The 25,978-nt window shown below is 62.9% G+C and carries 24 protein-coding genes and 1 pseudogene; 12 read left to right on the top strand and 13 right to left on the bottom strand.

Annotation, left to right across the window (positions count from 1 at the left end; translation table 11 throughout):
• Positions 1-239: 239 nt before the first annotated feature.
• Positions 240-1,199, bottom strand: a complete 960-nt coding sequence (locus AC27VE_RS02070) for a TAXI family TRAP transporter solute-binding subunit (RefSeq protein WP_427958328.1) — start codon at positions 1,197-1,199, stop codon at positions 240-242.
• Between the two features lie 259 nt (positions 1,200-1,458).
• Here AC27VE_RS02070 and AC27VE_RS02065 point away from each other — a divergent pair, with 259 nt between their 5' ends.
• Positions 1,459-2,598, top strand: coding sequence for a DSD1 family PLP-dependent enzyme (locus tag AC27VE_RS02065; RefSeq protein WP_488702936.1), 1,140 nt, complete (start codon positions 1,459-1,461; stop codon positions 2,596-2,598).
• 47 nt (positions 2,599-2,645) lie between these two features.
• On the opposite strand, the gene AC27VE_RS02060 is transcribed toward AC27VE_RS02065, so the two are convergent.
• The 7 genes from AC27VE_RS02060 to AC27VE_RS02030 all read right to left on the bottom strand — a co-directional run bounded on the left by AC27VE_RS02060 (position 2,646) and on the right by AC27VE_RS02030 (position 8,590).
• On the bottom strand, positions 2,646-3,383 hold the full coding sequence (locus tag AC27VE_RS02060; protein WP_183017225.1) for an amino acid ABC transporter ATP-binding protein: 738 nt from the start codon (positions 3,381-3,383) through the stop codon (positions 2,646-2,648).
• Positions 3,364-4,020 (bottom strand): amino acid ABC transporter permease, encoded by a 657-nt coding sequence (locus AC27VE_RS02055; RefSeq protein WP_488702935.1) that lies wholly within the window; start codon positions 4,018-4,020, stop codon positions 3,364-3,366. The genes AC27VE_RS02060 and AC27VE_RS02055 overlap by 20 nt, the downstream gene beginning before the upstream one ends.
• On the bottom strand, positions 4,017-4,685 hold the full coding sequence (locus AC27VE_RS02050; RefSeq protein ID WP_088589837.1) for an amino acid ABC transporter permease: 669 nt from the start codon (positions 4,683-4,685) through the stop codon (positions 4,017-4,019). The genes AC27VE_RS02055 and AC27VE_RS02050 overlap by 4 nt, the downstream gene beginning before the upstream one ends.
• Positions 4,686-4,703: 18 nt before the next feature.
• Positions 4,704-5,486, bottom strand: coding sequence for a transporter substrate-binding domain-containing protein (locus AC27VE_RS02045; RefSeq protein WP_006227786.1), 783 nt, complete (start codon positions 5,484-5,486; stop codon positions 4,704-4,706).
• Positions 5,487-5,708: 222 nt separating this feature from the next.
• Positions 5,709-6,617 carry a LysR family transcriptional regulator gene (locus AC27VE_RS02040; protein WP_488702934.1) on the bottom strand — a complete coding sequence of 303 codons (909 nt, stop codon included), beginning with the start codon at positions 6,615-6,617 and terminating at the stop codon, positions 5,709-5,711.
• Between the two features lie 61 nt (positions 6,618-6,678).
• Entirely contained in the window at positions 6,679-7,452 is a 774-nt protein-coding gene (locus tag AC27VE_RS02035) for an SDR family oxidoreductase (RefSeq protein WP_280027139.1), read from the bottom strand.
• 172 nt (positions 7,453-7,624) lie between these two features.
• The gene (locus tag AC27VE_RS02030) at positions 7,625-8,590 is read right to left on the bottom strand and encodes a Bug family tripartite tricarboxylate transporter substrate binding protein (RefSeq protein WP_006227789.1); all 966 of its coding nucleotides are present in this window, start codon (positions 8,588-8,590) and stop codon (positions 7,625-7,627) included.
• A gap of 217 nt (positions 8,591-8,807) precedes the next feature.
• Between AC27VE_RS02030 and AC27VE_RS02025 the strand changes: the two genes are divergently transcribed.
• The gene (locus tag AC27VE_RS02025; protein WP_006227790.1) at positions 8,808-10,001 is read left to right on the top strand and encodes an acetylornithine transaminase; all 1,194 of its coding nucleotides are present in this window, start codon (positions 8,808-8,810) and stop codon (positions 9,999-10,001) included.
• 100 nt (positions 10,002-10,101) lie between these two features.
• Here the strand turns inward: AC27VE_RS02025 and AC27VE_RS02020 are convergent, their stop codons facing one another.
• The 3 genes from AC27VE_RS02020 to AC27VE_RS02010 all read right to left on the bottom strand — a co-directional run bounded on the left by AC27VE_RS02020 (position 10,102) and on the right by AC27VE_RS02010 (position 13,988).
• Positions 10,102-12,465, bottom strand: a complete 2,364-nt coding sequence (locus tag AC27VE_RS02020; RefSeq protein WP_488702933.1) for a TonB-dependent siderophore receptor — start codon at positions 12,463-12,465, stop codon at positions 10,102-10,104.
• An 81-nt stretch (positions 12,466-12,546) separates the two neighbouring features.
• A complete protein-coding gene (locus AC27VE_RS02015) occupies positions 12,547-13,491 on the bottom strand; it encodes a FecR family protein (protein WP_488702932.1) in 945 nt (314 codons plus the stop codon).
• Positions 13,488-13,988, bottom strand: a complete 501-nt coding sequence (locus AC27VE_RS02010; RefSeq protein ID WP_035214215.1) for a sigma-70 family RNA polymerase sigma factor — start codon at positions 13,986-13,988, stop codon at positions 13,488-13,490. Before AC27VE_RS02010 ends, AC27VE_RS02015 begins: the two co-directional genes overlap by 4 nt.
• A gap of 97 nt (positions 13,989-14,085) precedes the next feature.
• On the opposite strand from AC27VE_RS02010, the pseudogene AC27VE_RS02005 reads away from it, so the two are divergent.
• The 3 genes and pseudogenes from AC27VE_RS02005 to AC27VE_RS01995 all read left to right on the top strand — a co-directional run.
• A pseudogene (locus AC27VE_RS02005) lies at positions 14,086-14,525 on the top strand (ABC transporter ATP-binding protein); the annotation flags it as partial.
• Between the two features lie 139 nt (positions 14,526-14,664).
• Positions 14,665-15,168, top strand: a complete 504-nt coding sequence (locus tag AC27VE_RS02000) for a DUF4365 domain-containing protein (protein WP_276242458.1) — start codon at positions 14,665-14,667, stop codon at positions 15,166-15,168.
• Positions 15,165-16,298, top strand: coding sequence for a hypothetical protein (locus tag AC27VE_RS01995; protein ID WP_488702931.1), 1,134 nt, complete (start codon positions 15,165-15,167; stop codon positions 16,296-16,298). Before AC27VE_RS02000 ends, AC27VE_RS01995 begins: the two co-directional genes overlap by 4 nt.
• Positions 16,299-16,626: 328 nt before the next feature.
• Here the strand turns inward: AC27VE_RS01995 and AC27VE_RS01990 are convergent, their stop codons facing one another.
• Complete coding sequence (locus tag AC27VE_RS01990; RefSeq protein ID WP_488702930.1) at positions 16,627-17,397, bottom strand: DUF1883 domain-containing protein; 771 nt, start codon at positions 17,395-17,397, stop codon at positions 16,627-16,629.
• A gap of 597 nt (positions 17,398-17,994) precedes the next feature.
• Here AC27VE_RS01990 and AC27VE_RS01985 point away from each other — a divergent pair.
• The 7 genes from AC27VE_RS01985 (at position 17,995) to AC27VE_RS01955 (ending at position 25,455) form a co-directional block, all read left to right on the top strand.
• Positions 17,995-18,495: a TIR domain-containing protein gene (locus AC27VE_RS01985; protein WP_488702929.1), complete on the top strand. Its 501-nt coding sequence runs from the start codon at positions 17,995-17,997 to the stop codon at positions 18,493-18,495.
• Positions 18,492-19,358: a DUF4231 domain-containing protein gene (locus AC27VE_RS01980; protein ID WP_488702928.1), complete on the top strand. Its 867-nt coding sequence runs from the start codon at positions 18,492-18,494 to the stop codon at positions 19,356-19,358. The genes AC27VE_RS01985 and AC27VE_RS01980 overlap by 4 nt, the downstream gene beginning before the upstream one ends.
• A gap of 123 nt (positions 19,359-19,481) precedes the next feature.
• Complete coding sequence (locus AC27VE_RS01975; RefSeq protein ID WP_421435374.1) at positions 19,482-20,321, top strand: hypothetical protein; 840 nt, start codon at positions 19,482-19,484, stop codon at positions 20,319-20,321.
• Positions 20,322-20,731: 410 nt separating this feature from the next.
• Positions 20,732-21,064 (top strand): hypothetical protein, encoded by a 333-nt coding sequence (locus tag AC27VE_RS01970; RefSeq protein WP_488702927.1) that lies wholly within the window; start codon positions 20,732-20,734, stop codon positions 21,062-21,064.
• A 115-nt stretch (positions 21,065-21,179) separates the two neighbouring features.
• Entirely contained in the window at positions 21,180-21,707 is a 528-nt protein-coding gene (locus tag AC27VE_RS01965; RefSeq protein ID WP_125282855.1) for a sigma-70 family RNA polymerase sigma factor, read from the top strand.
• Between the two features lie 85 nt (positions 21,708-21,792).
• A complete protein-coding gene (locus AC27VE_RS01960) occupies positions 21,793-22,794 on the top strand; it encodes a FecR domain-containing protein (RefSeq protein WP_488702926.1) in 1,002 nt (333 codons plus the stop codon).
• A gap of 180 nt (positions 22,795-22,974) precedes the next feature.
• Complete coding sequence (locus tag AC27VE_RS01955) at positions 22,975-25,455, top strand: TonB-dependent siderophore receptor (protein ID WP_488702925.1); 2,481 nt, start codon at positions 22,975-22,977, stop codon at positions 25,453-25,455.
• A 290-nt stretch (positions 25,456-25,745) separates the two neighbouring features.
• Here the strand turns inward: AC27VE_RS01955 and AC27VE_RS01950 are convergent, their stop codons facing one another.
• A complete protein-coding gene (locus AC27VE_RS01950; RefSeq protein WP_488702924.1) occupies positions 25,746-25,916 on the bottom strand; it encodes a hypothetical protein in 171 nt (56 codons plus the stop codon).
• Positions 25,917-25,978: the final 62 nt, after the last annotated feature.

Genomic DNA, 25,978 nt, shown 5'->3' with positions numbered 1-25,978 from the left:
GTGATTCTCTGGATGATTCAGCAAGCAGGGCCGCGCACGGCGGCCCTACTAAGCGCGGCGCAAACACGCCGCAGGTAGATGCAATGGCGCTGCCCCCGGCAGCCTGACGGCACGTCCGCCGCCTCACACCGCCGCCGCCATTCCGGGCCGCGCGGATCCGGCTTTGCCGGTCCGCTGCGGCGCCCCTGGGGGAGGCGCCGCAGGCGCTAGGGGGGGCCTACTTCAGGCCTACTTCAGGCCTACTTCAGCAGGCCGATTTCCTTGTAGAACTTCTCGGCGCCCGGGTGGAACGGGATGCCCGCGCCCTTGATGGCGTTGTCGCGGGTGATGAGCTTGCCCTTGGCGTGGCCCGCGTCCAGCGTCTTGCGCGTGGCGTCGCTGTACAGCGCCTTGGTGACGTCGTAGACAGTCTGTTCAGGGATCTTGGCCGAGGTGACCATCTGCGCGTTGACCGAGATGGTCTTCACTTCCGGCAGGTTCTGGTAGGTATTGGCGGTAATGACGTCGGGCGTGAAGAACTCTTGCTTGGCGCGCAGCGCGTCGATCTCGGGGCCCACCAGCGGCACCAGTTCGATGTTGCCCGTGGACGCCAGTTCGGCGATGGCGCCGGCAGGGGCCCCGCCCACGAAGAAGAATGCGTCCAGTCCGCCGTCCTTGAGCTTGTCGCCCGCCTGGTTGGGCTTGAGGTATTCGGCCTTGATGTCCTTATCGGTCATGCCGTAGGCACCCAGGATCAGGCGCACGTCGACCAGGGTGCCGGAACCCGGCTCGTCCATGGACACGCGCTTGCCCTTCAGGTCGGCCACGCTCTTGATGCCGGCGCCCTTGCGCGTCACCAGGTGGATGCTTTCCGGGTACAGGGTGGAGACCAGGCGCAGGTCCTGAGCCTTGGGCTTGCCCTCGAACGTGCCGGTGCCGCTATACGCCCAGTACGCCACGTCGGATTGCGTGAAACCCGCTTCGAACGAGCCGCCGATGATGCCGTTGATGTTGGCCACCGACCCGTTGGAGGCCACCGCCGTGGCGATGAGCTTGCCGGGTTGCGAGACCGCGTTGCCGATGATGCCGCCGATCGGGTAGTACGTGCCGGCGGTGCCGCCCGTGCCGATGCGGAAGAACTGCTGGGCCTGTGCGGAACCCACGGTGCCGACCGCGGCGACCGCAACGGTCAGGGCGGTGATCCAGTGCTTGAGTTTCATGCGAGCTTCTCCGGGACTTTGTGACGGGTTTATCAACGTGACGTCTTGCGTCGGGTCGTTCCTGCCGCGGGCATACGCCAAGGCAAAAACGGGCCTCCCCCTGGGGGCCATTTCTATGATGAAATTCTGTCATGTAGGGCACGGGTAGCCAATGGTTACGGCGCTATCGTTTACCTGGGGGTAAGCAGTCCCTTTGGTTATGGATGGTCCCGCTTTGGTTATGGCGTGCGGTTTTCGTGAATGCTGATGGAGTCACCCGATGTCCCAGGAAGTCATACGCGGCATAGCGCTGCCTCCACCCGCGCAACCGGGCGATCCTCTGGCCCGCGTCGACACGCCCAGCCTGGCGCTGGACCTGGCGCCCTTCGAGGCCAACCTGCGCGCCATGCAGGCCTGGGCCGACCGCCACGACGTGGCCTTGCGCCCGCACGCCAAGGCACACAAATGCCCGGAAATCGCGTTGCGCCAGCTGGCGCTGGGCGCGCGCGGCATCTGTTGCCAGAAAGTCAGCGAAGCCCTGCCCTTCGTGGCCGCCGGCATCCGCGACATCCACATCAGCAACGAAGTCGTCGGCCCCGCCAAACTGGCCATGCTGGCGCAATTGGCGCGCACCGCCAAAATAAGTGTCTGTGTGGACAACGCGCAGAACCTGGCGCAGATTTCCCAGGCGATGGCGCAGGCCGGGGCCGAGATCGACGTGCTGGTCGAGGTGGACGTGGGCCAAGGCCGCTGCGGTGTGTCGGACGACGCGCTGGTGCTGGCGCTGGCGCAACAGGCGCGCGATCTGCCGGGTGTGAATTTCGTGGGGCTGCAGGCCTATCACGGGTCGATGCAGCACTTTCGCACGCGCGAAGAGCGGTCGCAGGTCTGCCGGCAGACGGCGCGCATCGCCGCGTCGTATGCGCAGTTGCTGCGAGAAAGCGGCATCGCGTGCGACGTCATCACGGGCGGCGGCACGGGCAGCGCAGAGTTCGACGCGGCAAGCGGCGTTTTCACCGAGCTGCAGGCAGGCTCTTACGCCTTCATGGATGGCGATTACGGCGCCAATGAGTGGGACGGCCCGTTGACCTTCCAGAACAGCCTGTTCGTGTTGTCCACCGTGATGAGCGTGCCCGCGCCCGATCGCGTGATCCTGGACGCGGGGTTGAAATCCACTACCGCCGAATGCGGCCCGCCGGCGGTGTTCAAGGCCGATGGCCTGACCTACGCGGCCATCAACGACGAGCATGGCGTGGTGCGCGTGGCGCCGGGGGCGCAGCCGCCCGCATTGGGCGACGTGCTGCGCCTGGTGCCTTCGCACGTGGATCCCACCTTCAACCTGCACGACGGGCTGGTCGTGGTGCGCGACGGCGTGGTGCAGGATGTGTGGGAGATCGCGGCGCGCGGCTTCTCGCGCTGACCGCAGCGGGCCGCAGGCGCGCGTGCCGTGCGTGCCGGTCCCGCGATTCAGGCGGCCAGGTTCGTCATCCCCAGGAATTGCCGCAGTTCGGGGGTGGCGGGCGCCGAGAACAATTCTTCGGGCGGTCCGATCTCATGCACGCGGCCCTGATGCATGAACACGACGCGGTCGCACACTTCGCGCGCAAAGCGCATTTCGTGTGTGACCATCAGCAGGGTCATCCCGTCAGCAGCCAGCTCGCGCACCACGGCCAGCACTTCGTTGACCAGTTCGGGGTCCAGCGCCGACGTGATTTCGTCGCACAGCAGCGCCAGCGGCTGCATGGCCAGCGCGCGGGCGATCGCCACGCGCTGCTGCTGGCCGCCAGACAGCTCTTCCGGCCACGCGTCGAACTTGTGCGCCAAGCCCACGCGGGTCAGCATGGCGCGCGCCAGGTCGGCCGCCTGCGCTTCCGGCATGCGCTTGGCCACCATGGGCGAGAGCATCACGTTGCGCCCCACCGTCAGGTGCGGGAACAGGTTGAACTGCTGGAAGATCATGCCCACCTTCAGCCGCAGCGCGCGCAGCCGCAATTCGTCGTCGCCCAGTTGGGCGTCGGCCACCATGATGGCGCCGCCGTCGATTTGCTCCAGCCCATTCACGCAGCGCAGCAGCGTGCTCTTGCCCGAGCCGCTCTTGCCGATGATGGCGATGACCTCGCCGGGTTCGACGCGTAGCGTCACCCCCTTCAGGACTTCGTTGTCGCCGAATTTCTTGCGGACGTCTTCAAGGGCGATGAGGGGCATGCAACTTCCTTTCCAGCCGGAGGCTGAGGCGCGACAGGGGCCAGCACAGCGCGAAATAGATCAGCGCGGCGCAGGCGTAGACGGTGAAGGGGCTGAAGGTGGCGTTGGTGATGACGGTGCTGGCCTTGGACAGCTCCGTGAATCCGATGATGGACGTCAGCGCGGTGCTCTTGACGATCTGCACCGCAAAGCCCACGGTGGGCGCGATCGCGATGCGCAACGCCTGCGGCAGCACTACATAACGCATCTGCTGCACATAACCCAGCGCCAGGCTGGCCGACGCTTCCCATTGCCCCTTGGGAATGGCTTCCACGCAGCCGCGCCAGATCTCGGCCAGGAAAGCGCCCGACCACAACGTCAGCGCCGCGCCGGCGGCCAGCCAGGGCGGCACTTCCACGCCCAGCAGCGACAAGCCGAAGAACGCCAGGAACAGCTGCATCAAGAGTGGCGTGCCCTGGAACAGTTCGATATAGGCCCAGCTGGCGCGCCGCATCACGGTCACGCGGGACGTCCGCATCATCAGCGCCAGCACGCCCATCAGCGCGCCGCCGGCGAACGCCACCAGCGACAGCACCACGGTCCAGCGCGCGGCCAAGAGCAGGTTGCGGACGATGTCCCAGGTTGAGAATTCAATCATCTTGCCGCCTTGCGGAACAGGCGCCGGCCGGCCAGGCGCAGCAACTGGCGCAGCAGGATCGCCAACGCCAGGTAGATGCCCGTGGTCACCAGATACACCTCGAACGCGCGGAAGTTGCGCGACTGGATGAAGTTGGCGGCAAACGTCAGGTCTTCGGCGGCGATCTGCGAACACACCGCCGACCCCAGCATCACGATCACGATCTGCGACGACAGCGCGGGCCAGATGCGCTTGAGCGCCGGTTTCAGCACCACGTGCCGGAACACCTGGAAGCGCGTCATCGCCAGGCTGGCGCCGGCCTCGTACTGGCCCTTGGGCGTGGCGTCGATGCCGGCGCGGATGATCTCGGCGCTGTAGGCGCCCAGGTTCAGCGCCATCGCCAGGCAGGCGGCCTGCATTTCGCCCAGTTGCACGCCCAGCGACGGCAGGCCGAAGAACACGAAGAACAGCTGGATCAGGAACGGCGTGTTGCGGATTACCTCCACATACGCCGCCACCGGCGCGCGCAGCCACGCCGGGCCTTGCGTGCGGACCCAGGCGCACGCGATGCCCAGCGCCACGCCGGCCACCGCGCCAAACGCGATCAGCTCGACCGTGACGCCGATGCCCTTCACCAGCACCGGCGTGTAGTCGAACACCGCGCCGAAATCGTATTGATAAGCCATGATGGCCGCCTTCAGGGCTTACAGATCCTTGGGCAGTTCGGCGCCCAGCCACTTCTGCGAAATCGCCGACAGGGAACCGTCGCGCTTGGCGGCAGCCAGGATGTCGTTGACCTTGGCGCGCAGCTTGGGCTCGTCCTTGTTCAGGCCGATGTAGCACGGCGAATTCTTGATCAGGAATTTGGTCTCGGGTTTCTTGGCCGGATTGCGCGCCAGGATGGCGGCGGCGACCACATTGCCCGTGGCGATCATCGGCACCTGGCCAGACAGGAAGGCGGTTATGGTGCCGTTGTTGTCTTCATAGCGCTTGAGCGTGGCGGATTCGGGGGCGATCTTCGACAGCTCGATGTCTTCCACCGCACCGCGCGTCACGCCAATCGTCTTGCCCGCCAGGTCCGCCGCCGACGCCACCTTCAGGTCGGCCGGGCCGAACACGCCGTTGAAGAACGGCGCGTAGGCGTCCGAGAAATCGATGGCCTTTTCGCGTTCCGCGTTCTTGCCCAGGCTGGAGATCACCAGGTCCACCTTGCGCGTCTGCAGATACGGCACGCGGTTGGCGCTGGTGACCGGCACCAGTTCCAGCTTCACGCCCAACTGCTTGGCGATGAGCTGCGCGGTGTCGATGTCATAGCCCAGGGGCTTCATGTCGGCGCCCACCGAACCGAAGGGCGGGAAATCCTGCGGCACGGCGATCTTGATGGTGCCTGCGCGGACGATATCGTCCAGCGTGTCGGCGTGCGTCAGCGGCGCGGCCAGCAGGCTGGCGGCGGTGCAAAGGGACAACAACAGGGTTCTACGGTTCATGAGGAACTCTCCAGGGCGCGCACCACCCGGAGCGGGTCGGATGCGTTGCACACCAATTCGGTATACAAACCAGGAAAAGCAAGTTCCGTGCCATTTCGCGGCCGCTACACGGCGCTCGACGGGGACGCATCGACCGCCCTGCTTTGGTGCGGAGGATGCCCCGAGTACGGGCATGCCGGGCACCGGATTGGACCGCGTGCCGGGTTGCCCTTCGCTTGCCCTTCAGCCGTCCAGATGGGGTTGCATCAAGGCCGCGAACCAGTCGTGGAAAACGCCCAGGCGGCGCGAGCGCTGGCGCCGGTGCGGATACAGCAGCGATACCGGCATGGCGGCCGCGCGGAAGGCCGGCATGACCTCGACCAGCTTGCCGGCATCCAGCAGGTGCTGGACGTCGAAGCGCGGAATCTGGATGAGCCCCAGCCCCGCCAGGCAGCAGGCGATGTAGCTTTCGGCATTGTTCACGATCACCCGGGCCGGCACCTGGGCGACTTGTGCGGCCCCGTCTTCCGCAAGGTATTCCCAGGGCAGTTCCCGGCCCGTCTTGGGCGACGCATAGCCCACGGTCCAGTGTCCGGACGCCAGGTCGTCGGGCCGGTGCGGCTCGCCTTGTTCGCGCAGGTAATCGGGGCTGGCGCAGTTGATCAGGGCGATATGGCCCAGCGGCCGCACGACCAGGCTGCTGTCTTCCAGCATGCCGATGCGCACCGCGCAGTCCACCCCTTCCTGCACCAGGTCGATCGCGCGGTCGGTGGAACTGAGCAGGAGTTCCAGCCGGGGATGGCGGCGCAGCAGGCTGGGCAGCGCCGGCGCGATCAGCCGCCGCGCAATGCGGCTGGGCGCATCGATGCTGAGCCGGCCCGACACCTGGCGCTGGCCGGCGTGGAACAACTGGTCGATGTCTTCCACTTCCGCCAGCAGCGGCCGCACGCGCTGCAGCAACTGTTCGCCGTCGGCCGTCAGGCGCACCTGCCGGGTCGTGCGATGCAGCAGGCGCACGCCCAGCTGGGTCTCCAATTGCTGGATGGCTGCCGACACCGAGGCGCGCGGCACCTGCAGCGCGTTGGCCGCCTTGATGAAGCTGCCCATGTCGGCGACCTGGGCGAACACGCGGTACTGGTCGAATCGGTCCATGCGTCTGGCGTCCCCTGCCGTCCACGGGCGGATCGCCCTGTGGATAACGGCAGGTGACAGATTACTTCGTCGTATAGCCGCCGTTGATCAGGATCGTCTGGCCCGTGATCCACCAGCCGTCGCTGACCAGGTGGCGGATGAACGGCACGACGTCTTCGATATCGGTCAGGCCCGTCTTGCTGAAGGGCGACAGCGCGGCCGCGGTCTTGTGGTACGCCACCGCGTCGGCGCCTTCGGCCGGGTAGAAGAAAGGTGTGTCCATCGGGCCCGGGCCGACGGCGGTCACCGAAATGCCGCGCGCGCCGAATTCCTTGGACGCGGCGCGCGTGTAGTGCTCGACCGGCGCCTTGGTGCCGGCGTAGGCGGCGTAGAACGGCGTGAACGCGCCCAGCAAGGACGTCACCAGCGTGCAGACCTTGCCGTTGTCGTTCACATGGCGGCCCGCTTCGCGCAGGAAGAAGAAGGCGGTCTTGGAGTTCACCGCCGTCATCTCGTCGTACTCGGCTTCGCTGATCTCGGTGAAGGGCTTCTTCAATACTTTGCCGACGGTGTTGATGGCGATGTCGGGCCGGCCCACGGCAGCGACGGCGTCAGTGAACAGCTTCTCGACGGCGGCGGCGGTGGTCAGGTCTGCCTGCAGCGCGACGGCGCGGGCGCCTGCCGCTTCGATCGCGGCAACGGTCGCGTCCGCTTCCGCTTTGGACGCGGCGCTGTTGTAGTGGATCGCCACCGCGCGGGCGCCCTGTTGCGCCAGATCACGCGCGATCAGGCCGCCCAGGTTCTTGGCGCCGCCGGCGATCAGTACGACTTTGCCCTTGATGGAATGGTCTGCCATGGAAAACCCCTTCATGAATCGATGGAGCTTCGAGCTTAGGCAAGCGCGTCCCCGCGATAAACCACCCGGGGCTGGATGGATCATCCAGAAAAAACGCCCAATCGCCATGAAAAAAGCCGTCCCCTTTTGCGGGGGACGGCTTTGTGCGGATCGCGCGAGGCGGGGGGCGGGCTTAATCCACCTGGGCGCCGGACTGCTTGACGGCGCGGCCCCACTTGTCGACTTCGCTGGCGATGAACGTGCCCGTCGCCTCGGGCGTCAACGGCATGGGTTCCGCACCGCGGTCACGCAGGAATTTCTGCATTTCCGGCGTGGTCAGCGCATGGCCGATCTGCTTGCTGAGGTAGTCGGTGATGGCCGGCGGCGTGTCGCGCGGGGCCAGCACGGCGGCCCAGCCGATGGCCTCGAAGCCGGGGTAACCGGATTCGGCCACGGTGGGCACGTCCGGCAATTGCGGCAGGCGCTTGGCGGTCGTCACAGCCAGCGCCACGGCCTTCTTGCTTTGCACGTGCGGCAGGCCGGCGGTGACGGAGTCCACCATCAAGGGCACCTGGTGCCCCAGGAAATCGGCCTGGGCCGGGCCGCTGCCCTTGTACGGGATGTGGCGGATGTCGATATCGGCCGCGGCCTTGAACATTTCCGCGGACAGATGCTGCGTGCCGCCGATGCCGGCGCTGGCGTAGGCCAGTTCACCCGGATTGGCGCGCGCTTGCGTCACCAATTGCTTAAGCGAGGTGATGCCCGAGGCCGGCGTGGCCAGGAACATCAACGGCACCGAGAAGACGCCCGACACCGGCGCGAAATCCTTGGTCAGGCTGTAGTTGATGGTCTTGTACAGCGTCTGGTTGACCGCGGCGGCACTGCCCGCGATGACCAGCGTGTAGCCGTCGGGCGTGGCGCGCGCGGCCTGCTCCATGCCGATGTTGCTGCCGGCGCCCGCGCGGTTCTCCACCACTATGGGCTGCTTGACGGCGGCGCCCAGCTTTTCCGCCAGGGCGCGGGCGAAGATGTCGGTGGCCTGCCCGGGCGGGAACGGCACGATCAGGCGGATGGGGCGCTCGGGGTATTCGGCATGCGCCGGGGCGCCGGCCGCCGCCAGCGCCAGGCCGGCGGCAAGACTGGAAAGGATACGTTTCATGATTGGTCAGTAAAAAGCGACGACGGGCGGCGCGCGGGGGCGCGCCACTTGCATAAAATAGAGCGCCCGAGCGGTCGGCCCTTTTGAGGCGGCCCGGGGCGGATCGGCGGGGGTGCGTCACGATAGCATCCCTCTGTCGGTGCTACATTTGCCTTTTCGCGCTTCCCACCCCGAAGTTTCTCCTTCACCCCTGTCCTTTCACCCCGCAGGAACCGCCATGGAATTCAGCCAGTTCAACGTCAACACCCTCATGGAGATCACCTCCCGCCCGGACCTCGTGTTCGTGAGCGGCAAGGGATCCTGGCTGGAGGATCACGCGGGCAAGCGATATCTGGACTTCGTGCAAGGCTGGGCGGTGAACACGCTGGGCCACTCCGCGCCGGAAATGCAGCGCGCGCTGGTGGAACAGTCGCAAAAGCTGATGAACCCGTCGCCGGCGTTCTACAACATCCCCTCGATCGAGCTGGCCCAGCGCCTGACCGGCGCGTCCTGCTTTGACCGCGTCTTCTTCGCCAATAGCGGCGGCGAAGCCAACGAAGGCGCCATCAAGCTGGCGCGCAAGTGGGGCCAGGTCAAGAAGAACGGCGCCTACAAGATCATCACGATGAACCACGGCTTCCACGGCCGCACGCTGGCTACCATGTCCGCGTCCGGCAAGCCGGGCTGGGACAAGATGTTCGCCCCGCAAGTGGAAGGCTTTCCCAAGGCCGAACTGAACGACCTGGAATCGGTGAAGAAGCTGATCGACGACCAGACCGTCGCCATCATGCTGGAACCGGTGCAAGGCGAAGGCGGCGTGATCCCGGCCACCAAGGAATTCATGCAAGGCCTGCGCAAGTTGGCCGACGAGAACCAGCTGCTGCTGATTGTCGACGAAGTGCAGACCGGCATGGGCCGCACCGGCAAGATGTTCGCCTACCAGCATTCCGACGTCATCCCCGACATCATGACGCTGGCCAAGGGCATCGGCGGCGGCGTGCCGCTGGCCGCCCTGCTGGCGCGCCAGGACGTCTGCGTGTTCTCGCACGGCGACCAGGGCGGCACGTACAACGGCAACCCGCTGACCACCGCCGTCGGCGTGGCGGTGTTCGACGCGCTGGCCGCCCCGGGCTTCATGGACGCCGTCAACGCGCGTTCCAAGCAGCTGTCGGAAGGCCTCTTGGCGCTGTCGGCCAAGTACGGCATGAAGGGCGAGCGCGGTTTGGGCCTGCTGCGTGCGCTGGTGATGGATCGCGACGATGGTCCGGCGATTGTGGAAGCCGCCCGCAAGCTGGAACCGCAAGGCCTGCTGCTGAACGCGCCGCGTCCGAATTTGCTGCGCTTCATGCCGGCGCTGAACGTGACGGCTGAAGAAATCGACCTGATGCTGAGCGAACTGGACAAGCTGATCGCGCAGGCGCGCAAGGCGTGATCTGAGTCTTCAGGCAGTAGTTGGCAACAAAGGCCGCATGGATATGCGGCCTTTGTGCTTTCTGGGCGACGGGCCGCAATCCCGAGCCCCTGGACAAGGCCTAAAACGTGTACTTCGCCGTCAACAGAAACGCCCGCGGCGCGCCGAAGTGATTGTTGTCCTGGGTGCTGCCGATCGCCTGGTAGTAATACTTGTCGAACAGGTTATAGACGTTCAGGCGCAGATCCAGATTTTGTGAGGCCCGATACGCCACCACGGCATCCCACACGCTATAGCCGGGCTGGCGCACGCTATACGCTGGCAAACTGATGGCGCTTTGCACGCGGACCGCCCCGCCCACCCGCCAGGCATTCAGCGAGCCAGGCAAGGTGTACATAGTCGAGAGCTTGAACAGATGGCGCGGCGTCTGCGTGTCGTAAGGGGCGCCTGCGGAGATTGCGCCCGAATCCTCCAGATACTTGGACCGGTTGAAGGTATAGCCGGCCGACACTTGCCACGCTGGCGTGAGCGCGCCCGCCACTTCCAATTCAAAGCCCCGGCTTTCCACCTTGCCGGACGGCGCATAGCATTCGATCACGCCCGGGCTGCACGCGGACGTGGCCAGGGCTACCGGACGATTGCGCTGGCGGATCTGGAATACCGCCGCGCTGGCGTTGAGCCGGCCGTCGAAATACTCGCCCTTGACCCCCGCCTCAAGATTGGTGCCGATGACCGGATCCAGTGGCGTGCCGCTGGCGGACTGGCTGCCCTGCGGCTGGAACACGCTGGTCCAGCTGGTGTAGACGGAATGCTGGCGGTCCAGGTCGTAGATCAGGCCCGCGTAGGGGGTCAGTTCGTGATTGACCTTGTATCCGGCGGGCGGGCTGACGTAGTCGCCGGACTTCAGGTTCATGTCGTATTCGTACCAATCCAGCCGCGCGCCCAGCATCAGCGTCAGTGGGTCGGCGAGGCTCAGGCGGGTGGTGGCGTAGCCGCTCATCTGGCGCTGGTATCCCTTGCGCGACCACGGGTAGACGAACGCGGGCTTCTCCACGGCGCTGGAGTCCCAGTGTTCCGGGTCGACCGTCATGTTGTAGTCCAAGGGCCAGCCGCCAGGGCCGTCGTCGTCTTTGTTCTTCAGGAAGCTGCCGCCCAGCACCAGTTCGTGCGTACGCCCCAGCAGCGTGAACGGGCCGCTCAGGTAGCCGTCGACGCTGTATTGGGTCTTGTCGTAGTCATACTGGCCCAGGCCCTGCCCGAAGAACGTAGAGTCTTCCAGGGGGTAGAGGTAGCTGCCCAGCATATTCATTTTGGCGCGCAGCGTTCGGGCGGTCAGTTTGCCGGACCAGCCGTTCTCGAATCGGTGATCGAGTTCGGCGAAAAAGCTGGTGTTTTCCTTGTTCCAATAGGCCCAGTCCGGCGACAAACGGATCGAGCGATTGAAGTCGTAGAAGCTGCCGTCCCGGTGCGTCGGCAGGCCATTCCAATCCGCACCCGGGTTGTCTTCGCGGTTGTAATAACCGCCGATGCTCAGCGTCGTGTTTGCGGTGATGTCGGCTTCGATGGTGCCGTAGAAGAGCTGGCGCTGATGCTCGTAGGCCTTCTTGAAGGTGTTCGAATCTTGATAGGCCACGACCCCACGGGCGCGCAGGGTGCCGGCCTCGTTCAACGGGCCCGAGCCGTCGACTTCGCCCCGGTAGTTGTCCCAGCTGCCGGCGCTGGTGGTCACCGAGAATTGCGGCACTGCCGTGGCGCGCTTGCGCACCAGGTTGATGGTGCCCGAGGGATTGCCGGCGCCGGTCATCATGCCGGCCGCGCCGCGCAGCACTTCGATGTGATCGTACATGGCCAGTGTGGCCACGCCCTGGGTGTCGTAGTCGTAGGCCAGCGGCACGCCGTCGGCCAGGAACGCGTTGATCTCAAAGCCGCGCGAGAAGAACTGCGTGCGTTCGCCGCCGCCGATCTGGCGCGTGGTCAGGCCGGTCGTGTCGCGCGCCACATCGTCCAGCGACTGAAACCCCCGGTCCTCGATCTGCTGGCGCGTCACCACGCTGACCGACTGCGGCGTCTCGCGCGGAGACAGCGCGAATTTGGTGGCCGTGGACATGATCGGCGTGGTGTAGGAATGAGTGCCTTCGGTCACGCCCGGCGTCGTCGCCTCGACCGTCACCGGCGCCAGCGTGGTCGTGCTGGACGGCGCCACGGTCAGGCTGCCGTCCGCCGTGCGCCGAAGTTCCAGCCCGCTTCCGGTCAGCGCGCGCGCGGTGGCTTCCTCGAGGGTCAATTGGCCCGAAACGGCCGGCGCGGATTTACCCGCCACCAGCTCGGCCCGAAACGAGATGACTGCGCCCGCAATGCGCGCGATCCGGGTCAGCGAGACATCCAGCTGGCCCGCGGGCAAATCATACTGACGCAGCGCCTGGGCATGGGCGGTGCTGGCGGCGGCTGCGATGACGCAGGCAGCCGGAAACCTGAGGGAAAGCATGGAACACTCCGTGGATGCGTGAGCACGCGTTCCATGTATGTGCATCGGCGCCGCTGAAAAAACACCCGGCGCGTAAAAAAATCAGGCCAGATCGATCATCACGTACCAACGGCCCAACCGCTGCAACCGGATCGGCAGCGTATTCCTGAGCGCCTCCAGCGCCCGGTCGCCATCGTCCAGCGGAAACAGCCCCGTCACGCGCAACCGCGCCGCCTGAGGCGACATCCGCAGCCAGCCCGGCCGGTACCGGCCCAGCGCCTCCACCACGGTTTGCAGCGGCTCATCGTGGACTTCCAGCTCGCCGTTCTGCCAAGCGGCGGCGTGCTCCTGGCCGTTCTGCACCGCATTCACCTGCCGCGCATCGAACCAAACGCCTTGCCCCGGCGCCAGGGTCTGGCGCGCGCCCGCCAGCGTCATCACCTCGGCGGCCCCGCTCAAGGCCAGGCAGAAGCTGCGCTCGGCCTCGCAGCGCACCATGGCCCGCCCCTGGCCGAGCCTGACCTCGCCTTGTGGCAGGCGCACTTGCAACCCCTGGCTGCCCCCCACCTCAAAAATCGCCGCGCCCGCCGACACCCACAGCGTGTGCGGCCCCTCCCACGACGCCGCGCTGCGCGCATCCAGCTCCATGGTGTTGCCGTCCGGCAAGGCCACCCGCCGGCGCTCGCCGGTGCGGGTCACATAGTCCGCCGCCAGAGATTGCAAGGGCACATAGCGGTCCGCCACGCCCGCGCCCAGCAGCAACGCCCCGCCCGCCAGCGCCAGCTTCCCCAGCCGCCGGCGCTGCGCCAACTGCGGCCCCACCAGCGAACGCCGCAGCGCATCGCCATCGGCCAGCAGCCCCGGCCGCAACGCGTGCAGCGTGCCATTGAGCGCCGCGTTCAACCGTTGCCACGCCGCGCCATGGCTCGGGCTCTCCGCCAGCCACCGGTCAAACGCCGCGCGGTCCGCATCGCTGGCCTGCCCGCTGGACAAACAGACCTGCCACTCGATCGCCGCCTCGCGGGTGCGCGCATCCATGGCCGTCATACCCCAAACACCTCGCAGCAACGGCGCAAGGCCTGCACGATGTACTTGCGCACCATGGTCGGCGACACCTTTAGCCGCGCCGCAATCTCCACATGCGTCATCCCATCGAGCTGGCTATACAGAAACGCCATCCGGGCCTTGGCAGACAGCCCGTCCAGCGCCGTATCGAGTCTCTGCAAGGATTGCAGCGCCTGCACCCGCTCCTCGGCCGACGGCTCCAGCGCCTCGGGCTGCAAGCGCAGCACCTCCAGCCACGCCTGCTCCAGCTCGCGCCGCCGCCACAGCCGCCACGTAATGCGCCGGGCGATAGTGATCAGCATTGCCCGCGGCTCGTTCAATTGGTCCAGCGCGGGGAGGCACAGCAACTGCGTAAACGTCTCGCCCGCCACATCCTCCGCGTCCTCGCGGTTGCGCAACCCATTGCGCAGCCGCCGTTCCAACCACGGATGGTCGTTCTTATAAATGGTGGAAAACCGGCTATCGCGTGTCGAGTCCACGGCCTACGCTATCAATGAATGGGAATCGTTATCAATTATTGCATAGTGCGCGCCGCCGGTTCTAGCCCACTCCCTGTTTCTGCGAAAGCTTCCCGCCGTGCTCCGACTCGACAATCTCAGCAAACGCTACGACGACTACCTCGTCCTCCAGGGCCTGACCCACTGTTTCACGCCCGGGTGCGTGGCGCTATGCGAAGAAGGCTGCACCGGTAAATCCACCCTGCTGAACCTCATCGCCGGAGTCATCACGCCGGATAGCGGCGATGTGTGGATAGACGGCCATTCCCTGACCCACGCGCCCAACAAGCTAAGGCCCGTCTGGCCTACGTGCCCAACAACTGCCTCGCGTTTCCCACGCAGACGGGGCGCGGGCTGCTGGAACAGGTCGCGGCGGAAAAGAACGTGACGCTCGATGAGGCCACGCTGGAGGCGGCCTATGACCTGGGGCTGGAGCCGCATCTGGACAAACGTTTTGAACAGATGTCGACCGGCACGCGGCGCAAGGTGTTCGTGACGGCTGTGGCTTTGGGCGATCCGGTTGCTCCAAAAGGTGTTTGGCTAGACCCAAAAGCGGTTTACCCAAACATGCGCCTCGTTGTACTGTATGAACATACAGATGTTAAGAATGTTTCATTTGTGTAACATCAGATGCTCTACTGAATAAACGGGCAATGCGATGGATCCGCAGCGGCAGAAGGAGGAATTCAACTATGCGTATATCTGCGCCCTTGCCGCGCGCGCAGGGGTGAACCGAGGCGAATTCCGAGTGGATAACGACAGCATCGACGTGACCTTTCAGGCCCGAGGAAATTTCGGCCCAGGACGGCGGCGCAGCCCGATTATTCAGTTGCAATTGAAATGCACGAGTCGGGATCTGATCGTTGACGACAGTATTAGATTTCCGCTGCCAGTGAAGAACTACAACGACCTACGTGGCGACGATTTCGTGGCACCGCGCTACCTTGCAGTCATGGTGGTGCCCGACAACGTCGAAGAATGGATTGCTCACAATCCGACTCATATAGCGCTTCACCACGTATGCTATTGGGCATCGCTGCGATACGCAGAGGCAAGAGAGAACGAAAAGACCGTTACCGTGCCTGTACCACTAGCGCAGCGTCTGACCCATGAAACCCTGCTGCAAATGATGGAGCGCGCGAGCGCAGGAGAATCATTGTGATCTCGGACAACAGCGTGGATAACCGCGTCGTCCGCGTCACGGCCGAACAACTGCGGTCGTACCTAGAGCTGAAGGACTGGTTCGAGGACGGCAAGATAAAAAGTGTGGCTACTATTTGGCATCGGCACGACGATATGGATGCCGAAGTCGTACTTCCGTTTCCCACCGCGAAGGATCACGAGCAACGGCTCAAAGAAGCGATTGCCGCCATCGCGACCGCTGAAAACAGATTCACCCAACAGGTGGAAGATGACGTAGGACGCCTCTTCGCAAATGTAGTGAGCGTGCGCGTGATTCATCCAGACACTCGTGACGGCACTATTCCGATCAAAGACGGCGTTCTCCTAATTGAAAACGCAAAGGAACTGCTTCTTTCCGCCGCGCAGTCCCTTCATGCAAAGCGAAAGCAGTTCACCGGTAAGGTAGCCGCAGACGCTAAATCGTACATTGATACTCTGCTTCTTGGGCAGACAGAGATTGGCAGCTATATAGTCAACGTGATTGCGCCGATCAATGAAAATCCAGAGCCCGATAACCAGACTGCGGAGTCCGTACCACATGCACAAGCTGTCACGCAGAGTTTGGTCGCGGGGCTCGATGCGCTTGAAAAAGCTAGTTCGGAGTTTGAAGGAAATCAGAATCTCCGCGCGTTCGACAATGCAATTCTCAGCGGAGCAAGCGCCAACATGTGTGATGCGCTTTTGGGGCTGAGTGGAATACATAGGAACCGCAGCTTCGAGATTAGGATTGAGTTCCAAGTAGGACGTCTCTTCGAGACCGAGCCTCGGATCTTCGCATTTGACGCAAATCAGCTAGAGACTTTGAGCAAGGCCTCGGCCTATTACAAGGAAGACTACGTTCTTGAGAGCCGAAAAATTACGGGTTTCGTCAAGAATCTCAGCAGGCCTCAGGGCGAAAATCTCGGCACAGCAACCATCCAATGCAAGGTCGACGATATCGATAGATTGGTTAAAGTCGACCTTGAGGGCGACGACTACCACAATGCCGTTCGAGCTCATGACCAACAGTTATACGTGCGCGTAAATGGCGATGTTCATATCATGAGCCGCAGTGCTCGACTATTGCGTCCCCACGATTTCACGGTATTGGATCAACCCAACCTCCTCTAAGCCCCATAAGTAACATTAAGATCGGCTCGTTTTCTGTTTTGTGGTGGAAGTTAATCAAATAGTCACGGATGTGAACTCCAGACCCCTTTCAAGCGAAAAAATTGGTCTGCGGTTGAGAAGGAATTGATTGCGACCGGGAACCTGATCCAAGCGTCGCGACGCAGGTTCGGGCGCGTTAATGGGAATGACCCCTCCCGGCCTGGCGTCACAGACACCTTTACCTTGAATGCGTCCATCCCAAGATTCTTCAGCTGAAAGCTCTGGTCCAGTGCCCTCGTAATCCGCTTCCAACCCTAAGCAGTCAGTCCAGTGGAAGGGTTCGGGGTGCTCACCGCTTGCTTGCAATTAATTCGGCGATTTCCTTCGCAATTTCTTCAACCGTGTGCGTCGCGGTGCTCCGTGCCACCTTATCTGCTAGGGACGGGCTATACGAAACGACTTCCTGCTTTGAGATGTTGTGCCAGATGGGCAGTAGGACTTGCTCGCCCGACACCGAGCGAGTAACGATTCCATCAAGTTCGTAGTTGGTCCAGCCCTTTGCGATAAAGGAGTGGGAAAGAACTACCAAGCCAACTCGGCTATTGGCCAGACCTTGATCAATCTTCCTTCGCAAACTATCGCCGATGCGAAGTTCAAATTCGTCATACCAAACATTGAGGCCTTCCGCGACCAGCGCCGCCGCCAAGGGCCTAACGACGGCGTCCTTGTCGTCAGAAGCATGAGATATGAAAACGTCATGTTCACGCCTCACGGAATCAACCCCGGGTGGGTCATCTCGCTGCACCAAACTTGGCACATTCGCCAACGGAATCGATCTCGCCGTAGGTAACGAGCCTGGCAACACCCGAGCGGCAGAGCGAACCGTTCCTCGAAGGCCATTCATATCAACAGTAACGTGCCACCGCCCGGAACTTGGAATTCGCACACGGTACGGAGACTGCTTGACTAAGCCTCCGACGTAGCGGTGTTGCCTCCCTGCCTTGAAGTTGCTGAAGTTGGACGAGTCCATCAATTTCACATTTGCGGCGCTTCCCGACAGTGTGACTTCGACGATCTGTCCCGAACTTAGTTGACCGAGATCGTAGTGAGTAAAGTTCATTCATAGGCTCCAAGGCTTCTTGTGACTTTTAACGTATTACTGATCGATTGTCGCTTATAGCACCAACGTTTGCATACGCAAATGCTCACCGGTTGCGCCTGGATGTCCTACGTCAAGACTAACCCCTTGAAGCCGGCAGGTGGCCGGGCCGGGGTTGTGCGCTTTTTTTGCATACGTAACGTGGGCATTCGGTGTCTTCTTGAAAGTCGCGCTGATAAATGGTGCGTTCATCATTTGTGCACAAAATCCACCGTCGCCCCAATCCGGACCTCAAGCCTTGTCTCACCTCTAGGTCCTTCTTGAGATGTTGGCCGAACATCCAAAGATGTGGGCCAGCTGGTATTCGGGGCCCCAGTGCGGCCCAGCGATTGGTGTGCGTCCTCCGGTGAGCATCCGGATGCTGCCCACCGTCAGTACTCCGGGACTCATCGATATACCTTCCCCGAAAGTCAGTGTTTGAACCCGGTGCTGCAGGCTCCTATTGACCGTGAAGGTCAATCGCCCAGACAATATGCTACTAGAAGATTTTACAACTAGTATTCCCCGGCAATATTGATAGCTTCTCGTTACCTGGGAAGAAACCATGGGTACGCGATTATGGGTTACCGGAATAAAACATACGTCATTTTTGACGGTGACAAGGACATGTGGGCGTACGGTTTCATGCTCGGCTGGAACAAGAACGAGCACATGGAATTCAGCTTCTATAATGCGCACGACCTGAGGCCGATGGAAGGTACAGCTAGCGAAGGGTACGTCAAAAGCGTCCTCAGGCAACGCCTTCAAAACACCAAGCAGGCCATCGTCATAGTTGGAAACAGCACCAGATATCTGTACAGGTTCGTGCGATGGGAGATTGAGACGTGCATCGCGATGGGCATCCCAATTGTGGTCGTGAACCTGAATGGCTCGAAGACAATGGACACAAATTTGTGCCCTCCAATCCTACGCGGCACATGCACAATTCATGTGCCGTTCAGGGCAAAGGCCATCCAGTTTGCGCTGGACGACTTCTGCGATGGATTTGCCAACTACAAGACGCAGGGCCTTATCGACTTGTATCTGAAGCCCCACGTCTACACCTCGCTTGGTCTATGAAAGAGAACGATTTTCCCCCGCTGTATCAAGCGGCTGACGACGCCTCGAAGAAGGCGCAGAAGAAGTTTCTCTTGGCGTTGGGTGGAAATCTGACGCTACTTGTGATCGCCGCCGCAATGTCTGTGGCAAACGTCCAAACAAGTTATTTCGCGCTTCTCCAAATGGGTCCGCTTGTCGGAACGCTATTGCTGATCTTGTACCTTGCCGTCATGCGACCGCAGCGCATTTGGTATGGCACGCGTGCCTTAGCGGAATCGGTGAAGACAGTCTCTTGGAGGTACATGATGCGCGCTGAGCCATTCAACCGGGATGAGGCTTCTGACCGCGACCACTTCAAGGACTCGCTCACCGACATCTTCACTACGAACACCAACATCTCGGCTCACGCAGTAACAATGGCATCCGGCTCGCAAATTACGCAAGAGATGATTCGCGTTCGAAATCTGCCGCTTCTGCAGCGCATCGACTTGTACGAGGCGGAAAGGGTTGAAGATCAGCAAGGCTGGTACAGCCGTAAAGCGAGACTCAATCAACGCTCATCTACGCTATGGTTTGGCGGTTTGATCCTGATGAACCTGCTGGCACTGGGGTTCGCTGCAGCAAAGATCGCTCACCCAACCGTCAACTATTGGCCGACTGACATTCTCGTGGCGTTCTCGGCTTCCGGCATGGCCTGGATACAGACGAAACGCTATCAGGAACTGGCTGCCTCATACACGCTTACGGCACACGAAATCGGGCTACTGCGGATAGCCTTGCCGAATCCACCGACGGCTGACAAGTTCTCGAAATATGTAGGCGATGCTGAGAATGCCTTTTCACGAGAGCATACCCAGTGGCAGGCGCGACGGGATGTTGACTAGCGGTGCGCCTTGCGGCCCGTCAGCAGCTCCGACCTATTGCGAGGAAGTAATTTCCGGCGTCTCTGACTTGTGACATCTGAGAAAATCATCGGCTAAAAAATCGACAGAGGCAAGGAGATCGGTTTGTTTAATCTATTGGTACAGTTCAGCCCTTGGGGCGCAGGGAGAGACACAGTTCCGATTAGCCGGTTGTTTGAATACACCAACGACGACGTCGCTGCATCGTTTCGCAACGGAGATCGGATCGCCCTCGACCGCCTTATCCGCCTGCCGTGCATTTTCATGCAAGAAGGAACGAACGATCAGCTGGCCCGGGTCGGGACAATTACGCATGCTCGGCTTTCCGGACGCGAAATTGCCATCGAATACACCTTCGATATGGATATCCCTCCCCTCCTGAATAGCGCAATTTTCGCGAACAGGATAGATTTCGACATGCCTCATGACTTCGAGTTCTCTCGGAGTCATTGGGCGGTAAAGGAGGTTGACCTTTACAGGGTTCTTATCCGAAATACACAGTCACGCCGGCAGCGTCCCACCGTATTCAATATCACGGAGCATGAACGGATTGAACCGACGCTGCTTTCGGCTATGATGCCGTTTGACGCGTCCTTCACCCCCGTATATGAAGCCCTTCGACAGACTGCAGAAAGCATCGGGCTTCGTTGCCGTCGCGCTGACGATATCTGGGAAAATCCCGCGATCATTCAAGATATCGTTTCGCTAATCGACCGCTCGCGCGTTGTAATCTGCGATTGCACAAACCGCAACCCGAACGTCTTCTATGAAATCGGCATAGCCCATACTTTGGGCCGCGAGGTAATTCTCATCACCCAGAACACAAACGACATACCGTTTGATCTTCGCCACCTTCGCTATGTCTCATACCTAAACAATGCAGAGGGTCGCCAGGTCTTGGGTCAAACGCTCCAGCGACGCCTTGAAGCCATCATTGGGGGCTAGTTAGTGCCCTGCGTCGTCGAACAGTTGCCCTTGCTCTGTTGGTCGTGATCTTCCAGAAAAAAGGTGAAATTGCTGCGCGCGAGGTTACAGTAAAGACGCGCCGCGTGTGGCTGGATCTGCCGAATCCGCATGAGGCCCAGCAACGCCCGGCTGCTACCTTTGGTCAATGACCACCTGCGAGGAACAACGCTCGACTGAATGTCCAAATTTCATTGCATCCGGATGACCGTTGATGGCCGGAAGCAGACATCTAGTCAGGGTATGAGCAGCATTGTCCGATGGCAAACTTGTCATTCACCCCGGGGATAGCCCCAGACCTCCTTCCGTATACTCCCCCAATACCACCACAACGGTAGCCCGGTTTGGAAGCCGGTAAATCGTCGGATTTCCCACATTGTCGGAGGAAGTCCATGCCATCCCACCCCCTCACCCAAAACCCCTGGTCCGTCGACGCCGATCCCGAGCACGGCCTGGTCCCCCTTTCCCCTCTCTACCAAATCGACCGAGCCCGCTACGCCATCGCGGCCATGGCCCGCATGGTGGGTAACAGCGCGTCCGAGCCCGACGCAACCGGCGGGCAGCCGTTGGATGCGTGGACAGTGGCGGCGTTGATGGGCGGGGTGGAGGGCTTGTGCGATCACTTGGGGACCTTGGCGGACGCCATGCTGGAGCAGGCGCGGGCTTACGGCGCGGACGCGGACCCTTGCGGCGTGTTCCACGACGCGCCGGCTTCGTTGCAGTAGGCGCCGCCCAACGACAAAGCCCCGCCCGTGCCGACGGGCATGGGGACGAACACCGGGCTTGCGCCGGTATTCGTCTGGATATAATGGGAACAATTCCCATTCCCAACATATCTCCATGCCCGCTACCCCTAGCGCCAGTCCCGACGCCGGCATCGCGACGCTGTACCGCGACCATCATTCCTGGCTGCACGGCTGGCTGCGGCTGAAGCTGGGCGATGCGCATCGCGCGGCGGATCTGGCGCAGGACACGTTTGTGCGCCTGCTGTCGGCAAACTCCACCTCTCCCTCTGACACCGCGCTGCGCGAGCCGCGTGCCTACCTGCGCACCATCGCGAACCGCTTGCTGGTGGACCATTGGCGGCGGTTGGAGATCGAGCGCAGTTATCTGGCGGTGTTGCAGACTTATCCGCAGAGCCATTGGCCGTCAGAAGAATCGCGGCTGTTGATTCTGGAGTCGCTGGAGCAGGTGGCGCAGATGCTGGGCCGGTTGAAGCCGGAGGTGCGCGAGGTGTTTCTGTTGGCGCAGATGGAGGGGCATACGTGCCCGCAGATTGCGCGGCAGGTGGGAAAGTCGGTGGCGACGGTGGAGCGTTATCTGGCGCAGGCGTTGCAGCACTGCTATCGGCTGGTCTATGGGGTTTGATCGGCCGGGCGTGTCGCCAGGGGAGCCAGGCGCCCGTACGGAGAACGGCGCGGAGGACGGCGCGGAGGGCGCGGCGGATCGGGCGGTGTTGGACGAGGCCATCCGCTGGCGCATCAAGCTGCAATACAACACGGCGGACGCGTCGGCGTGGCAGGCGTTCGATGCCTGGCTGCGGGCGCAGCCCGCGCATGCGTTGGTGTGGGAGCGTTTGCAGGCGCTGGGCGCGCGTTTGCAGCGGCCAGCGGCGGAGATGCCGGCCGAGGCTGCGGCGCGGATTCTGCGGCAGACGGAGGCGGCGCAGGTGCGGCGGTCGCGCCGCAAGGCCTTGATGTCACTGGGTGCGTTGGCGGGGGGCGGTTGGGTGGCGTGGCGGGCGGGGGATGTGCCGGTGGTTCGGCAGGCGCTGGCCGATGTGTCTACGTCGCGGGGCGAGCGGCGCCGCGTCACGCTGCCGGATGGCGGCACGCTGGTGCTGAATACGGAGACGGCGGTCGATATTGATTACGGCGGGCCGGTACGGCGCATTCGTTTGTTGGCGGGCGAGGTGTATGTGATCTCCGGGCATGACCCGTTGTCGCGGCCGCTGTTCGTGGAGACGCGCGACGGGCGGGCGCAGGCGCTGGGCACGCGGTATCGGGTGCGGCAGTGGGACGACGGCAGCGAGGTGGCGGTGGATGAAGGCGCGGTGGCGTTGCTGCCGCGCGATGGCGCGGGTGAGGCGGCGGGCGCGACGCTGCGCGCCGGTGAGTCTGCGCGGATGACGCCGCAAGGCGTGCGGGCGCTGGCGCCGGTGGGGGGGCACGTGATGGATGGCGGGGCCTGGGTTGAGGGGGCCTTGTCGGTGCGCGATATGCCGCTGGAGGCCTTCTTGCAGGAGCTGTCGCGTTATCACGGGGCGATCGAGTGCGATCCGGCGGTGGCGCGGTTACCGGTGTCGGGGGTGTTCCAGTTGGACGATACGCGCAAGGTGCTGGCGCTGCTGCGTCAGATTCTGCCGGTGGAGCCGCAGGCGGGACGCTTGTGGTGGGGCGGGCGGGTGACGCGGGTTCGGGCACGCGCACGGGCGCCGGAACGGGCACGGGGCTGAACAAACAAAAAATGCCCCCACGCTGCGCCTGCGGCTTGCTGCCCCCCGAGGGGGCGCTTTTTGTTTTGGGGCGGCCCGGCAACAAAAAAATCTGAGGGGATGGGCGAATTCGTTCGTCATACCGGTTGTAGCAGTGCGCACTGCCCAGCACCGACCGACCCTCATTGGAGTATCCCTTTCGTGAAGACCCATCGTCTCCGGGCCGCGACGCCGTCGTCCGGCGCGCGGGCTTGCTTGCGCGCTTGCCCCCATCCCTTCTTTACCGTGCTGCTGCCGTTGGCGGCGGCCTTGGCCGCCTTGTCGGCGCCGTCGCCCTCCTACGCCCAGGCCGCGCCGGCCACGGCGGCGCAGTCCGAATCTGCCCGCGTGTACGCGATTGCGCCGGGGCCGTTGAATGACGCGCTGGCCGCGTTTGCGCGGCAGGCGGGGATTTCGGTGGGGTATTCCTCGTTGCAGTTGAGCGGGGCGCGCAGCGCGGGCCTGAATGGCCAGTATGGCGTGGCGGATGGCTTGCGCGCGCTGTTGGCGGGCACGGGCTATCGCGCGGTGAATGTGGACGGCGGTATCCGTGTGGAAGCCGAGCCGCCGTCCGCCACCAGCACGCTGGCGCCGGTGCTGGTGACGGGCGCCTATCATGCGCAGACCGAGGGCACGCAGTCTTACGGGTCCAGCATGGCGACCATCGGCAAGACCGAGCAGGCGCTGAAGGACATTCCGCAGTCGGTCACGGTGGTGACGCGCAAGCGGTTGGATGACCAGAACCTGTCGACCATCAGCGAGGTCTTGGAGAACACCACGGGCGTGACGATCAGCGAGGTGGCCGACGGCGGGCGCAATTTCTATTCGCGCGGGTTCAAGATCACGAATATCCAGTACGACGGCGTGCCGCTGTCGCGCAGTTTCTATGCGGTGGGCAATAGCTTCACCGGTAGCACGGCGTATCTGGACCGGGTGGAGGTGTTCCGCGGCGCGCAGGGCCTGTTCGAAGGCGCGGGGCAGCCGGGCGGCTCGGTGAACCTGGTGCGCAAGCGCCCTACCGCCGAGACGCAGGTGTTGATGGAGGCGCGCGCGGGCTCGTGGGACCACGTGGGCGGCATGCTGGATGCGGGCGGGGCCTTGAACGCGGACGGCAGCCTGCGGGCGCGGGCGGTGCTGGATCTGGATTCCAAGGGCTCGTTCATCGACGTGGTGAAGGAGCGCAACACCAATCTGTACTTCGCGCTGGATTACGACCTGTCGCCCAGCACGACGGTGGGCGCGGGCGTGCTGGTGTCGCGCCTGCGGTCCACGCCGTTCTTCGGCGGGCTGCCGCGTTATAGCGATGGCAGTTCGCTGGGGCTGAAGCGGTCGACCTTTCTGGGCGCGGACTGGAATCAATGGGACCGGGACGAGACGCAGGTGTTTGCAGACCTGACGCATCGTTTCAACAGCGATTGGCGCGTGAACGTGGCGGCCACCTACGTGAAGGAGACGAGCCTGACTTCGGCGCTGGACGCGACGGGCGCGGTGGACCCGGTGACCTTGATGGGGCCGATGCGCAATGCCTGGAATTACGACAAGTCGGCGGAGCACATCGGTTTTGATGCGAATTTGAACGGGCGCTTCACGGTGCTGGGCATGGCGCAGGACCTGACGGTGGGCGTGAGTATGTCCCGGCTGACGTCGACGGATCGCATCGAGTACGCGTCCAACTATCTGCCGCTGGATGTGTTCCATCCCAATCCGCATGTGCCCAAGCCGGACAGCTTTCCGGATTCTCAGCGCACGTCGCGCTACGAACCCCATGTGCAGAAAGGCATTTATGCGCAGTTGCGCAGCAGCCTGACGGAAGACCTGACGCTGGTGTCGGGCGGGCGTTTCAGTTGGTTTGAAAGCCGCTACACCACGCAGGCCGCGACGTGGGACGATGTCAGTACCGCCAAGGCCAGCGCGGAGTTCACGCCCATGGTGGGGCTGGTTTACGCGCTGACGCCGCGGTGGTCGGCCTACGCCAGCTACGCGGATATCTTCGAGCCGCAAACGGCCACCACGCTGGACGGCAGCATCTTGAAGCCCATCGTCGGCGCGAACTACGAAGTGGGCGTGAAGGGCGAGCTGATGGACGGCAAACTGAACACGTCGTTCGCCCTGTACCGCATCGACCAGAAGAACCGCGCGGTGCAGGACTACGAGGCGGGGCCGGTGTGCAACGGCGGCTACTGCTCGCGTGCCGCGGGCAAGGTTCGAAGCCAGGGCTTCGAAACGGAGATGAGTGGCGAGCTGATGCGGGGCCTGCAAGTGGCGGCGGGCTATACCTTCAACAGCAACAAGTACCTGAGCGACCCGGACCGCGAAGGCCAGACCTTCAGCGAGGAAACGCCGCGGCACCTGTTGCGTCTGTGGAGCGAATACCGCTTGCCCGGCCAGTTGAACCGCCTGAGCGTGGGGGCGGGCGTAAATTGGCAGAGCGCGCTGACCAACAGTATCTCGAAGGTGCGCCGGCCGTCGTACAGCGTGTGGAACGCGCGGGTCGCGTATGACGTGACGTCGAACTGGACGGCGGCGTTGAACGTGAACAATCTGTTCGACAAGGTGTATTACGAGTATCCGGGCTATGTCGAGAACCGCAACAACTACGGCGCGCCGCGCAACATGATGCTGACGTTGCGCGGACGGTTCTGATGCTTGCGCGGGGGGTGGGGCCGACGCGATATCATGCCCTAGCCTTTCCCTGCCGGGGTATTGTTCAACTTGCCCAAACTGGATGCGCGCGCTGCGCGACCTTAGGTATCGGGCGCCCACGCTGTACTACAAGCCGGCGTCCGAGGCCGAGCCGAACGTGATCCGGGCGGTAGACAGGAACTAAGACCTGACGGGAAGAAAAAAGAGCCAGACTACAATTTCTCAGCCTATCCCCGCCGAAATTGTAGTCTGACACCTTTCATGCGGGGCAGGTCTCCACGAGGTCTTCCCTACCGGGCTTTCATCTCCTCCTTCTCCTTCTTCTCCTTTTTTTCTCCATCGTAGTGAGACTTGATGGCGAGAAACATGCCCGTGCCCAACACGAGAAGCTTGAACGTACCGAAGACGACAGGGACCCAAAAATTCATTATTTCCTCAAAAGGCTGCGTCAGCAGCTTCATTCACGATTCGTGGTCCAGGCAAAGACAAACGAACGATAGCGGTATGGGCATGACTGCCGACA

It is taken from the genome of Achromobacter sp. 18P8.1.1 (genome assembly GCF_057799415.1).
This window is presented reverse-complemented; position numbering and strand designations above follow the sequence as displayed.